General features: G+C 70.0%; 12 protein-coding genes. 8 read left to right on the forward strand and 4 right to left on the reverse strand.

Annotated elements, in window-relative coordinates; genetic code table 11:
• Positions 1-370 precede the first annotated feature (370 nt).
• Both ACFOSY_RS28985 and ACFOSY_RS28990 read left to right on the forward strand, forming a co-directional pair.
• The gene (locus tag ACFOSY_RS28985) at positions 371-880 is read left to right on the forward strand and encodes a hypothetical protein (RefSeq protein WP_394312447.1); all 510 of its coding nucleotides are present in this window, start codon (positions 371-373) and stop codon (positions 878-880) included.
• A 154-nt stretch (positions 881-1,034) separates the two neighbouring features.
• A complete protein-coding gene (locus tag ACFOSY_RS28990; protein WP_394312448.1) occupies positions 1,035-1,487 on the forward strand; it encodes an iron chaperone in 453 nt (150 codons plus the stop codon).
• Between the two features lie 229 nt (positions 1,488-1,716).
• Here the strand turns inward: ACFOSY_RS28990 and ACFOSY_RS28995 are convergent, their stop codons facing one another.
• Together ACFOSY_RS28995 and ACFOSY_RS29000 are read right to left on the reverse strand one after the other, a co-directional pair.
• Positions 1,717-2,118, reverse strand: a complete 402-nt coding sequence (locus tag ACFOSY_RS28995; protein ID WP_394312451.1) for a hypothetical protein — start codon at positions 2,116-2,118, stop codon at positions 1,717-1,719.
• Positions 2,119-2,190: 72 nt separating this feature from the next.
• Entirely contained in the window at positions 2,191-2,880 is a 690-nt protein-coding gene (locus tag ACFOSY_RS29000) for a hypothetical protein (RefSeq protein WP_394312455.1), read from the reverse strand.
• Between the two features lie 1,404 nt (positions 2,881-4,284).
• Between ACFOSY_RS29000 and ACFOSY_RS29005 the strand changes: the two genes are divergently transcribed.
• The 3 genes from ACFOSY_RS29005 to ACFOSY_RS29015 all read left to right on the forward strand — a co-directional run bounded on the left by ACFOSY_RS29005 (position 4,285) and on the right by ACFOSY_RS29015 (position 8,114).
• The gene (locus ACFOSY_RS29005) at positions 4,285-5,796 is read left to right on the forward strand and encodes a DNA primase family protein (protein WP_394312458.1); all 1,512 of its coding nucleotides are present in this window, start codon (positions 4,285-4,287) and stop codon (positions 5,794-5,796) included.
• Complete coding sequence (locus ACFOSY_RS29010) at positions 5,793-6,194, forward strand: DUF6009 family protein (RefSeq protein WP_394312460.1); 402 nt, start codon at positions 5,793-5,795, stop codon at positions 6,192-6,194. The genes ACFOSY_RS29005 and ACFOSY_RS29010 overlap by 4 nt, the downstream gene beginning before the upstream one ends.
• 381 nt (positions 6,195-6,575) lie before the next feature.
• Positions 6,576-8,114, forward strand: coding sequence for an FAD-dependent monooxygenase (locus tag ACFOSY_RS29015; RefSeq protein ID WP_394312463.1), 1,539 nt, complete (start codon positions 6,576-6,578; stop codon positions 8,112-8,114).
• Here the strand turns inward: ACFOSY_RS29015 and ACFOSY_RS29020 are convergent.
• Positions 8,107-8,775, reverse strand: a complete 669-nt coding sequence (locus ACFOSY_RS29020) for a ScbR family autoregulator-binding transcription factor (RefSeq protein ID WP_394312466.1) — start codon at positions 8,773-8,775, stop codon at positions 8,107-8,109. The two genes, ACFOSY_RS29015 and ACFOSY_RS29020, sit on opposite strands and share 8 nt — an antisense overlap.
• Before the next feature lie 169 nt (positions 8,776-8,944).
• Here ACFOSY_RS29020 and ACFOSY_RS29025 point away from each other — a divergent pair, with 169 nt between their 5' ends.
• Complete coding sequence (locus ACFOSY_RS29025) at positions 8,945-9,799, forward strand: SDR family oxidoreductase (RefSeq protein ID WP_394312468.1); 855 nt, start codon at positions 8,945-8,947, stop codon at positions 9,797-9,799.
• Positions 9,800-10,292: 493 nt separating this feature from the next.
• Here the strand turns inward: ACFOSY_RS29025 and ACFOSY_RS29030 are convergent, their stop codons facing one another.
• Positions 10,293-11,195 carry a ScbA/BarX family gamma-butyrolactone biosynthesis protein gene (locus ACFOSY_RS29030; protein ID WP_394312470.1) on the reverse strand — a complete coding sequence of 301 codons (903 nt, stop codon included), beginning with the start codon at positions 11,193-11,195 and terminating at the stop codon, positions 10,293-10,295.
• A 392-nt stretch (positions 11,196-11,587) separates the two neighbouring features.
• Between ACFOSY_RS29030 and ACFOSY_RS29035 the strand changes: the two genes are divergently transcribed.
• A complete protein-coding gene (locus ACFOSY_RS29035; RefSeq protein ID WP_394312474.1) occupies positions 11,588-11,806 on the forward strand; it encodes an acyl-CoA carboxylase subunit epsilon in 219 nt (72 codons plus the stop codon).
• Between the two features lie 193 nt (positions 11,807-11,999).
• Positions 12,000-12,647: carboxyl transferase domain-containing protein (locus ACFOSY_RS29040; RefSeq protein WP_394312477.1), on the forward strand; the 648-nt coding region annotated here is incomplete at its 3' end.

The following is a 12,647-nucleotide window of genomic DNA, read 5'->3' on the forward strand; positions in this document are numbered from 1 at the left end:
CCCCCCGCGCCACCACGAGCTTCCAGCGGAGTGCCGTAGCCGGCTCGGCGAGTTCCTTCGGGTTCCTGCGGCCACTGCCGGTGCCCGAGATGATTACGGCGTAATCACCTCCCTCCCGTGCGGCGGTGCCGTTCGGGCCGGGAGCCGGGGGGTTCCTCGGAGGATCTTGAGCTCGGTGCCGCGTCGGCGCGATAGTGAGCGGCGGGGGTCAAGCACGTGGGGGAGGACGGGTGGAGAGACGGCGACGGCAGAACGGCGGGGCGTCGTGAGGGAGCCGGCGCGGTGGGAATGGGAACTGACGCCCTTGGAGAGCGTCGGGCCCCTGGGGTTCGGTCTGCGGGTCGGTGAGGTCGCCGCCGTGTTGCCGGACATGAGCGAGCTGCGTCGGTTCCAGGCCGATCCCTGGTTCCCGAAAACCCTGGGTGTGGAGTTCGGCGCGGGGCGTGGACGGCCTGCCGTGTCCTGCTACTTCATCGACGGCCGGTTGTTCTGCGTCGCAGTCGATGCGGTGCACGGGCCGCAGGTGACGTTGCGGGGGAGGGAGTTGGCCGCCTGCGCTCCGGCCGATCTGGAGCGGTTCCTCCTGCATGCCGACGAGCGCGGGGTGCTCGACGTGGCGTACGGTCCGCGGGGCAACCCCGGGGTGAACGGGCTCGGCCTTGTGCTGCGGGTGCAGGAGGCCGGCGGTGGTGTGGTGACCCGGCCGGTCATGGTGGGCCGGGGCTTTGCCGACCGGTGCACCGACGACTGGGAGGGTGCGATCCCGGAGTGTGAGTGGCGGGGCCGACCGTGGCCCCCGGCAGACAGCTCGGAGTCTCGATCCTCGTCCGGAGGCCGGACGTACTGGGGCGAGGGGAATTCCGCCAAGCCCGCCTCCTAGGCCGGCCGGAGAAGGCGCGCCCGGTGCTGCACGAGCGGGCCTCGAGCAAGTCTCGAGTACTTGGGGCCGAGCGGATGTTGTACTGAGCACAGGGACCGGCCTCGACCGAGCGCAGCGCAGGGTCGGTCTTTCTGACCCACGGGCTGGAGTGACCATGAGCGGTACCAAGAAGAGCGAGTACGAGGGATTCACGGCCGAGGAACGGGCCGCGATGAAGGACCACGCGGCGGAGCAGAAGAAGGCCGCGCGGCGGGGATCGGCGGCGGAGAAGGCGGCGGAGGCGGAGCGGGACGTCCTGGCGAAGATCGCCGAGATGAAGGACGACGACCGGATCATGGCCGAGCGCGTCCACGCCGTCGTCACCGACAGTGCTCCGCAGCTGGCGCCGAAGCTCTGGTACGGCATGCCCGCCTATGCCCTGGGCGGCAAGGTCGTCTGCTTCTTCCAGAGTGCCGCGAAGTTCAAGGCGCGTTACGCGACGCTCGGCTTCAACGACGCGGCTCGCCTGGACGACGGGAGCATGTGGCCGACGGCCTTCGCCCTGACCGAGGTCACGCCCGAGGTGGAGAAGCAGATCGCGGCGCTGGTGAAGCAGGCGGTCGGCTAGGGTCTGTCGTCCCGATCAGCCCGGCCAGGGGCCGTCGGCCCTCTCCCTGGGCCGCCCCGTGGGCCGTACGCCGGTCCGGTGGTTGAATGCCTGCTGCGGTGCGCCGGGGGAGTGCTGGGTATAGTGGGGGTACGACCTCTACTCAGGCATCGAGGCCCCGCCGGTTTTCCGGCGGGGCCTCGGTTTTTGTCGCAGGCGGTCAGTCGGCCTCGGGCCGGAAGACCTCGGGTCAGGCGACCTTGAGGTTCGGGCGTCCGTCCGCAGTGGGGGGCACGGCCGCGTAGGCGGGCAGTTTCAGGTTCGGGAGGTCCCCGGCCTTGATCCTGGCGATCGCCGTGCGGAAGGCCGCTTCCATGTCCTGAGGGCTGGCGTACTTGGCCGCCAAGGGGTGCAGGCGGTACGAGTTGCCCTTGCCGCGGCTGCCGTCCTCGTTGGTGGGGCGCAGGACGATGTTCAGCTCGCACAGGGGTGCGATGAGGTTGCTGACGGCCTGCGGAGTAACACGGTACTCGGTGGCCATGTCCTTCTGCCTGACCGGCAAGTGGCCTCCGACGTCGCTGCGGTAGAGCAGGTACTGCAAGAACTTGACGGTCGCCCCGGACACGGGCAGGGCCCAGATACGTTCGGACACGACCGGTGACATGACCTCAGCCATCGGTATCCCTTCTGCGTGCCAGTGGGCGGAGCGCTTGCTGCTTGTGTATCACCCTGTGCGCCTCCCCGCTTCGTAGTCGGGGTGCTCCTGGGCGACGAAGTCGAGGTCCAGTTCTTCCTGGAGGGCGTGGGGGCCGATGTCGTGGGGGAAGGCGTCCGGGTCCCGGTCGTGCTGGGTGGCGAGCTGCTCCAGGACGGCGTGCTGGGCGTTGCTGTTGCCGTGGAACCACAGGCGGACGTTGAGCTGGATCATGCCGTTGCCCAGCTGCTCGATCCACTTGTACCCCACGAGGGCCTTGATGGCGCGGTTGACCGTGGAGCGGGTGATGCGTTTGCCGCCCTTCTGGTCGGCCATCTTGTTGAGGCCGTCGGTGATCTCCTGCTGCGTGTACTGGGCGACGCCGGTGCCGCGCTGCTGTCCTCCCGCGACGTAGAGGAACACGCACAGCTGCGACTTGGTGATGGAGTTGGCGACGGCGAGCTGGGCCAGGAGCTGGGTGAACCAGTTCGAGGCGAGGCTGTAGCCGGCGTCTCCGGCCATGTCGTGGACGGCTGCGTGGTCGGGCTCGTACTCGAAGGTGACGTTCTTGAGCTTGCGGCGGGTGCGGGGGTCGGTGTTCTGGGTGGCTTCCCCGAGTTGTTCTCCGAGGACCTGGAGGAGGTCGTCGAAGCCCGCGTCGCCCGATGCGGCGTCAGGGACGGCTCGGGGCCGTCGTCGTGCTGGTGGATCGGCTGTCACAGGACCTCCTTCATTACTCAGGCGGTCCAGAGACTAGCCGAAAAATCAAGCTCTGGTTGTTTTTTGGGGGGACGGCACGCCGGGCGTGGCCTCGCAGGGGCTTCGACTGCGGGGGTGGCTCAGAACTCAAGTACAGCTTGAGTCCTGCGACCGCCCACACCGGGAACTCAAGCACAGGTTGATAAAACGTGCCCTCATCACGACACATCTAAGCGCTTGGTCATGGCCAGAGGTTGACTGTTCGGCATCTCCTCGGCATCGGGCGACACCCGCCTGACCTGCACCTTCGCAACCGGCCTCGAGCGCTGCGAAAAATCAACCACAGCTTGAGTTTTTCGGTGAAATGTGACCGCCGCATTAACATTTCGAGTCGCGAAATGTGCTCCCCAGGACACCATGGCCTTCGCAAAACCGCAGGTCAAAGGCTTGCGCGGGGCGGGGCCTCTTATAAAAGAGGCAGCAGCCCGACCCACGGTCCATGCTTCGGATCCCTCACTCACGACTCCCCCTCACTGACCCGCGCCACAGAAAGGCAACCCCCACGGCGAGTCAGCCGACCGCCGGCGAACGGAGGTACCTCAGCCACCCACCCGGCCCAGCCACGCTTGTCCGGGAAACACCAGCCAGCGACGCACGGGTGGTGCTGCACGACCGCTGCAAGGTGGCTTGAGTCGCTGCTGCGAGTACGACAAGAAGCCCGGTAGGACCATGTTCGCTGTCCTCACGTCACCGGACCTGTCACAGCGACTCAAGAACCAGCGACCGAACGGGGGTCGGGTCGCTTCCGGTCGCTGATGAGAAGTACCAGGTCAGAGGGTATCCAGGGTAGGAAGAGCGACTGAAGCGACTGAAGGTCCGGGTATATGAAGACATTCGCGCGTGCGTGCGTGCGTCATAGATAGGAGGCTTGAGTCGCTTCAGTCGCTCTTTCGTTCCTGTAGTGGCTGTGACCTGCGAGTTCTTTCGAGACCGACGAAGCTACTGAAAAAGCTTGGGTCGCTGGGGCAGCTGTGCTTCGGTCGCTGGGGCCGCCGGGAGCCGGAAACTTTTGTTGCCGCGTGGCCGTTTGACCAACCGTCTGCTCGCTAGTCTGTCCTCGTTGTTCAGTCGCTTGGGTCGCTGACGGGGGGATGCGATGGCCTCTGAGCTGGGGGACTGTCTGAGATTCGCACCAGGAGAAGCGTTCGGCGTACGGTCGCTGGCGGTCGTACGCGGGTGTGCCCTGGGGGACCGGTTCGCCCATCGGCGCGCGGTGGGCCAGGGGGCCCGTGGCCGGAAAGTCGGCCTGGGGGGACCGGCCGAGGGTTCCCGCACGGGTGACTTGGCCGCGTTACCTCTGCGCCACAAGGCCGTCAGCCGCGCCGGACTGACCGCCAGGGCGCTGAGGCAGCCGGAAGGGCGCTCATGACGTCAGGGAACGGCAACACGCTCTTCGACCCGCAAACCCTGCCTGCCAAGCTGCTCTACCCCCAGCCCCGCCGGCGGTCCCGCAGCGGCGTGAACTCCGAGGAGGCGGACGAGCAGGGCGAGATGACCGCCGAGGGACTGCTGCCGGACACCCTCAGCGATCGCGGCAACGCCAAGCTCTTCGTCAGGCTTTACGCCGGTGACTACCGCCACGTCCCCGGACTCGGCTGGTTCCGGTGGGACGGCACCCGGTGGCTGCTGGACGAGGACGACACCGTGATGTGGGCCGCCGGTGATCTGGCCGAGTCCCTGGCCGCGACGGACCCGAGCGGCCACTTCAGCGCGACGGCCCTGCAGCAGCACCGCCGACGTGCCCTGAGCACCAGCGGCATGACCGCGATGCTCGTCCAGGCCAGGTCCGCTCCCGGGATGGTCCTCAACGCCGCGCTGATGGACGCCGACCCGTACTCGTTGTGCACGCCGGCGGGCGTCGTCGACCTGCGGACGGGGGCGGTCAGGACCCCCGACCCGCACACGGACTTCCACTCCCGGTCCACCACCGTGGCCCCCGAGCCGATGCCCACGCCCCGCTGGCACCAGTTCCTCACCGACACCTTCGGGGACGGGCCGGAGGGCAAGGAGATGGTGGGCTTCCTGCACCTGCTGCTCGGCTACTCGATCACCGGTGACGTGGGCGGGCAGGTGATGCCCTTTCTGTTCGGCTCCGGGAAGAACGGCAAGTCGGTACTGCTGGACGTGCTGATGAAGCTGCTGGGGGACTACGCCGACGCGGCTCCGCCGGGCTTCCTGATGGCCCGCCCCTACGAAGGTCACCCCACAGACCTCGCGGAACTGCACGGGCGGCGGGTCATCGTGTGCAGTGAGGTCAAGCACGGCGACCGGTTCGACGAGGCCCGGGTGAAGCTGCTCACCGGTGGGGACCGGATCAAGGCCCGCCGGATGCGCCAGGACTTCTTCAGCTTCGCCCCGACCCACAAGCTGTGGCTGCTGGGCAACCACCGGCCCGAGGTCGGCACGGGCGGCTTCGCGTTCTGGCGCCGGATGAGGCTCATCCCGTTCGAACGGGTGGTCTCCGACGTCCGCAAGATCGACAACCTCGCGGACGTCCTCGTCACCGAAGAGGGCCCCGGCATCCTCAACTGGCTGGTGCTGGGCGCCCGTCGGTACCTGGGGGGCGAGCGCGACCTCACCGGACCCGAGCAGGTCAGGATCGCCACGACCGCCTATGCCGAGACGGAGGACCACACCGGCCGCTTCCTGAGCGAATCGTGTCGGCTGGAGTCCTCGCTGCGGACCGAACAGGCCCATCTGTACGCCGCTTACAAGGCCTGGTGCCAGAATGACGGGGCACCGGCCGTCTCGTCCCGCGCCTTCGCCGCGCGGGTCCGGGAGGTCGTGGGACTGGCTTCGCCCAAGGAGATGATCCTGTCCAACCAGCGGAAGTACTACCCGGGCATCGGACTGGTCGCCGACGAGGAGACGGCATGAGCGCTCTCATCGGAGAGGACGAGATCCTTCACGAGGCCGAACTGATCTGGCTGGAGGACATCGCCGGCCTCGACTACGTCCGCCAGAGCCTGGACCGGCTGCCGACCCGGCGCGGCAAGCCCGCCTACCACCGCGACGGACGCATGGTCGGCTACGCCTTGCTCGGGCCGCAGGCCAAGCCGTCCCGTTCGTCGGGCACCTTCCGCCGCCGGGTGTTCTGGCTGCTGCCCCACGACCGGGACACCGATCCGCAGGGCCTGTACGCCACCGGGGCGCCGGCCGAGGCCGTGGACCCGCGCACGCTGTCGCCAGGGCGCAAGGGGCGCAAGACGGAGCGGTCGGAGGGCGGCCCGCTGTCCTGTGCGGCCCGGGAGCCGCAGAACGGGCTGCCGCTCTGACGGTCGCCGCCGGGCGTTGCGGCTGCGGCGAGTCGGGAGCGCCGTAGTCCGCCGGGTGGACCGTGGCACACCGTCGGCGGGCTGCCGGGCTGGTCACCGCGCCGACGCGGGGGCGTCTCGGAAAGGACCGTGAACAGACGGCAAGCGGCCGCAGTCCGAGCGGGGGCGGCGGGCTGACGGCCGTGCAGTGGTCAAGGTACGGCCCTTGAAAAGAACCGTCCACTCGGTATATTTCTTGGCGTCAGCCGCTCGCATCTCCTGGGGAGACGGGTCGGCTTCGCTACGCCACACCAGGGGGAGGGGCGTGCATCAGGGGGTGCTTCGAACCCTCCGTGCCTCAAAACCCTGCCACTGCGCATCGAGGTCAGGGGAGGTCCTACGGTGAACAGTCGTCTGCGTGCACAGGTCGTGATCGTGGGGGGAGGCCCCGTCGGCATGCTGCTGGCGGCCGAGTTGGGGGACCGCGGGGTGAGCACGGTCCTGCTGGAGGCTCAGGCGTCGGTCTCGGAGCGTCCCAAGGCCTCCGTGGTGCACGCCAGGGCGCTGCAAGGGCTCGTCAGACGGGGGTACTTCGGCGAGATGGTGCCGAGAACCGCCGCGGCTGGTGAGGTGGAGGCCCCGTTCCGGTTCGCCGGCATGCCCGGCCTGTCGATCTGCGCCCCGGCCTCCGAGCCCGGCCCCGTCCTGAAACGTCCGCAGGCCGACCTTGAGCGCCTGTTCGAGCGGCGGGCGCGGGCGGCACGCGTACGGGTCCTGCGGGAGCACCGGGTGACCGAGGTCGACCAGGACCAGGACGGTGTCCGGGTCGCCGCGGTGGGGCCCTCGGGGCGCGTGGAGTGCACCGCCCGCTACGTCGTGGGCGCGGACGGCGGGCGCAGCACGGTCCGGGACCTGACGGGGGTCCCCACGCAGACCTACGGTGCCACGACGTCCGGGCTGGCCGGCCTGGTGACGCTGGAGCGTCCGGACGACCTGCCGTCGGGCTGGCACAGCACCCCGCGCGGCTGGATCGTCGTACGGCACACGCCGGGCGCCGGCACGCACATCAAGACCCTCGACTGCTCCGGCGCCCACCCCGACCGGAGCCTGGAGCCCACCGCGGCGGAGCTGCGCGACGAGCTCGCCCGGATCACCGGGAAGGAGATCGCCTTCCGGGAGCCGCGCTGGCTCAGCCGGTTCAGCGACTTCGCCCAGCTCGCCTGCTCCTACCGCTTCGGGAAGGTGTTCCTGGCGGGCGACGCGGCGCACATGCACTTCCCGGTCGGCGCCCAGGGCCTGAGCACCGGCCTGCAGGACGCCCTCAATCTGGGCTGGAAGCTGGCGTACGCGGTGCGGGGTCCGGCGCCGGACGGCCTGCTCGACACCTATGACGCGGAGCGACGGCCGGCCGCCGCCCGCGTGATCGACAACACGCGGGCGCAGCTGGCCCTGATGCGCTGGGGGCCCGACACCGAGGCCCTGCAGGCCCTGTTCGCCGGAGTGGTGGCGGCCGACCGCGTGAGCCGGCACCTCAGCGACCTGATCAGTGGTCAGGACGTGGTCCTTCCCCGGCGTGCCCAGCAGTCCTCCCCCTGGGAGGGAAGGTTTCTGCAGAACGTGTCCCTGCGGACCGCCGAGGGCCGGCGTGACGTGGTCGAGCTGCTGCGGGCCGGCAGACCGCTGCTCCTCGTCTTCGGCGAGGCGGACGGCAGCCACCTGTCCCAGGTCCAGCACTGGTCGCAGGTGGTGGACACGGTCCGTGCCGAGCCCACCCCCCAGATCACGTGCGAGGCGCTGCTGCTGAGGCCGGACGGATACGTCGCCTGGGCCGCCGCGCCGGGCGGGGAACGCCTTCAGGACGCGCTCGAGTCGTACTTCGGCGCCTGCCCGGGCCGGCCCGTGCAGCAGCCGGCCATGGCGGGCGCGGGGACGCTCAGCTGACGGCGGCCGCGGGCTGCTTGTCCTGCAGGCGCAGGATCTCCTCGTAGACCTCTTTGCCGCGTGACTCGGAAAGGTCCAGCAGGGCCACCAGGGAGGGCACGCCGATGCCGGGGAACAGATGACGCAACAGCTCGGACGTCCTGGGCCGCAGGTCCCGGTAGTCGCTGACGACCTGGGACATGGACTGCACGCCCGCGAAGGTGCTCACCACGACGTCGGCGGTCACCGAGGGCACGATGTGGGGCAGCAGCTCGTTCTGGGCCTGCGCCTTCTCCAGCAGCTCCCGGCAGACGCCGCTCCAGCGCACGAAGGGCCCGCTGCGGTCCAGGCCCTCCGCATGCTGGTCCATGCTCAGCCGTACTCCCGCGCGCACCATCGGGTCGGACTGCAGGCGGTAGGCGTGCAGCAGCACCGCGTCCGCCAGCTCCTGCAGCTTGTGCTCGCGGTCGGGGACCACGAGCTGCTGGTCCTGCTCGTTCAGCACCCCCTTGGCCAGGTGCTCCTTCGAACCGAAGTGGAAGTACAGGGCGCCCTTGGTCACTCCGGCGGTGCTCAGTATCTCGGCGATGGTCGCGGCCTGGTAGCCGCGCTCCTCGAAGACCTTCGCCGCCGCCTGGAGGATGGTCCTGCGCGTGCGGATCGCCCGATCCTGTTTCACCACGTGGTGGTCCTCCTGCTTCTCGAAGATCACATCGACCGGTGGGGACGCCGGGCCGGCTCCCTCAAAAAAACCGCCCAGTTTGTATCTTACAACCGGTGGTGTGCACCGCCTCAAGACTTCACGCCCGGCGGCACACTCTCCGGTGCCTCGCCCATGGAGGAGGACATCGGTGATTCTCGTGACAGGCGCCACCGGAACCCTGGGGCGGGAGGTGCTCGAAGGACTGCCCGCCGGCCTTCCGTTGCGGGTCCTGGCCCGGGACCCCTCGCGTCTGGACGACGCGGCCCACAAGGCCGAGATCGTGGCCGGCGACTACGGCGACCCCCGGTCGCTCGACCGCGCCCTGCGGGGAGTGAGCCGGGCGTTCCTGCTCACCAGCCGGGTGGGTGGTGACGACGACGCGTGCTTCCTGCGCGCCGCGCGGTCGGCGGGCGTACGGCATCTGGTCAAGGTCTCCGCGGCCGCTGTCGAGGACGAAGGAGCGCACGACCTCATCACCCGCTGGCAGCGCACCAACGAGCGGCTGCTCCTCGGCAGCGGCATCGGGTGGACGCTGCTGCGTCCGCGCGCCTTCATGTCCAACACCCTGTCCTGGGCGGCGTCCATCGCCTCCGAAGGGGTCGTACGCGCCCTGTGCGGCACGTCGCCCAACGCGTGCGTCGATCCGCGGGATGTCGCGGCCGCGGCGGTGTGCGCGCTGACCGAGGACGGCCACGAGGGGCAGACCTACACCCTGACCGGGCCGGAGCCGCTCAGCGCGGTCGAGCAGACGGCCCGGCTCGGCCGACTGCTGGGCCGTCCCTTGCGGTTCGAGGAGTTGTCCCCGCAGCGGGCGCGCGTCCTGCTGGGCGCGCGCCATCCCGCGGCGGTCGTCGAGGCGTTGCTGACGGCGGCGGAACGGCAGCGGGCGGGGGCGAAGGCGGGTGTGACGGACACCGTCCACCGCCTGACCGGCCGCCCGGCCCGGCCCTTCGGAACATGGGCCGAGGATCACCTCGCGGCGTTCGGAGCGGTACCGCGCTAGGCCGGTCGGCGCGCGGATCGACGTCGCCCGGGCCCTTCGGTGGGACGTGCCCGGGCTGACGCCGTTTCATGACCAGCCCCTGTACGAGCGCGCCGACCTGGTGGCCTCGGCGGACCGGTCGCGGCTGACCCCGACGCCCGTGCCGGACATCTCCGAAGGAGGGGAGGTGGCCGGCCTGCGGGATACGCTGCGTCATCCCGCGGCCGTCGTACGGGACTTCATCGGCAGCCCTGCGGGCAGTTCTCTCCGGCTCGGCCCCCGGCGCGCTCCTTGCCCCGGAACACGGCGCCCCCTGCCGGACGGTCGAGGGCGCGACGGGTGACGTGTGCGGCGCCCGCTCCACGGACGGCATCCGCGTCGGCGGTCGGCCGGCACGGGTGCTCCGGGGCCTCCGGCCCCCCGGAGCACCTCGACGCCTGGAGCGCCTGTAGCCGCTGGGCCTTCCCGGCCGCCCGGAGTCGGTCCGGCCGGCCGTGCCGCCCTGGGCGGCCGGTCAGTCGGACGCTGCCGTCAGGGTCGCGCGGAAGGCGGGCTGTCCGTCCTGCAGGCCCGTGACGAGGATCGTCTCCGGGGCGCCGGGCGCGGCCTCGGGCAGGCGCACGGCGTCGATCAGGCAGGGGACGTCCAGCTCCACGTACTTCTCGAACTCGCAGTCGAGGACTTGCGGGAGGAGCGCGGGTCTGCCGAGTTTCGCGGTCGCCGCCTGCCGGGCGGCCTCGAGGAGGGCCATGCCGGGGACGTGGTCGACCTGGTGGTCGAAGAGGATGGGGTGGCGGGTGTCCGCGCGCAGGAGCCAGCGGTCCGGTTCGCCGGTGGGGGAGAGGACCACATCGGTGGGCGAGAAGCGTCCCACGGTCTCCGGGGCCACCGGGGCCGTCAGCGGCAGGGGACGGAAGCCGGCCTCGAGCACGCGCGGCGGACGCAGCCGCCGGTACACGGCCGGGGTGATGACGGTGAAGGAGATGCGTCCCGACGCGGTGAGCCGGCCCTCACGCCGCACCGTGGTCTCGTAGCACATGCCGGTCAGCCGGTGACCGCGTCGCTTGACGTCCGTACAGATCACGTCGATGTCCAGCGCGGCCGGTGCGTGGCCGGTGCGCAGCGCGTCGGGGTGGACCGTGAGAGCGAGCTTCTCCATGAGGAACTGGTGGCCGAAGGGGACGCCGAACTCGGCGTGAGAGAGCAGGGAACCGACCTGGCGGATCGTTTCAGCTGCGATCAGCGGGTCGTGGTGCGTTTCGTTCACCGGGGTGAAGAAGCTGTGTCCCCGCGGCCACTGCGCGGACAGCGTGAAGCGGATGTCGTCCAGGCGCTGCCAGCCGGTGAGCATGACCTCGGCGACGGCTGCGCGGTGCACCAGCTCCCTGGGAACCGTCGTGGTCAGGTGGCTGGTCAAGTGGCCGGGCAGCAGGGTGACTGCCCGGAAGGGTGACTGAGCGGCCTGGACCGTTGTCTTTGTGATCGACGGACCTTCCACCTGGAACGTGCTCGCGGTCATCGCTCCCCCTGGACGCGATCGGAGATGAGCCGTGCGGAGAGAAGAAAAATAAGGGCCAACCGGTTTTTGCTCCAGAGGAAGAGAAGCCTCCGCACATGTTCGAGCGCGGCGTCGGCTCCTGACCGGGCGTACGGCGGGGCGGAGCCCGTCCGCGCCGCTCCGTTCGTCCAGCTCACGCCCGCGATGCCGGATCAAGTCGCTGAAACCGTCCGCCCCGGCGTCTCTCAAGCGGCGTTCGAGCGGCTCTGTAGCGCCGTGCCACAGGGTGATCACAACCGAGAGGAGCGGACATGGGCGCAGCGGACGTCATCCCCGTCGAGCTACGGGTGGAGCGCGGACAGGCGGACGACGACGAACTGGCCGCGGTGGCCGTCGTTCTGTGCTCGGTGCTGGCGGCCGGCCGCACGGCCGCGTCCCGCCTGAAGGCTCCGCCCGCCGACGGCGCCCCGTCGTGGCGCTGTCCCGAGCGCGCGGATGCGCGGTGGCGCTCCCCGCACTCCTGGCGCTAGGGCGTCCGCGGAGTGATGTCGTCCACCCGAGACGAACGGGACCCCGCAGGGTCCAGAGCTTCGGCCCGTGGGCCGGAAAGGCGCATTTTCCAGGGCTGATTCATGTGCGCGCCCCTCTTGAGCCTTGTAAACCGCGCGCGCGGTTTATTAATCTGGGAGCAGTTCGGCCGCGCTCATGAGGGAAGGAGGCATGGTGACCGTCCTCAATGACATTCCCCGAACGGCGACCGAACCGTCGAACGCCCGGGGGCGGGTGGCCGAACTGCACGGGATTCGTGCGCAGGCTCTGGCCGGCCCGAGCGAGAAGGCGACCCAGGCGCAGCACGCCAAGGGCAAGCTGACGGCGCGGGAGCGTATCGAGCTGCTGGTGGACCCGGGGTCCTTCCGTGAGGTCGAGCAGTTGCGCCGGCACCGGGCGACCGGTTTCGGTCTGGAGGAGAAGAAGCCGTACTCGGACGGTGTGATCACCGGCTGGGGGACGGTGGAGGGGCGGACGGTCTTCGTCTACGCCCACGACTTCCGGATCTTCGGCGGTGCGCTGGGCGAGGCGCACGCCACGAAGATCCACAAGATCATGGACATGGCCATCGCGGCCGGTGCGCCGCTGGTGTCGTTGAACGACGGCGCCGGCGCCCGTATCCAGGAGGGTGTGTCCGCGCTCGCCGGCTACGGGGGGATCTTCCAGCGCAACACCAAGGCCTCGGGTGTGATCCCGCAGATCAGCGTGATGCTCGGCCCGTGTGCGGGCGGTGCGGCCTACAGCCCCGCCCTGACCGACTTCGTGTTCATGGTCCGCGACACCTCGCAGATGTTCATCACCGGCCCGGACGTGGTCAAGGCG

Source organism: Streptomyces lusitanus, from assembly GCF_042647945.1.
In the GTDB taxonomy this organism is placed as follows: Bacteria; Actinomycetota; Actinomycetes; order Streptomycetales; family Streptomycetaceae; genus Streptomyces; species Streptomyces pseudogriseolus.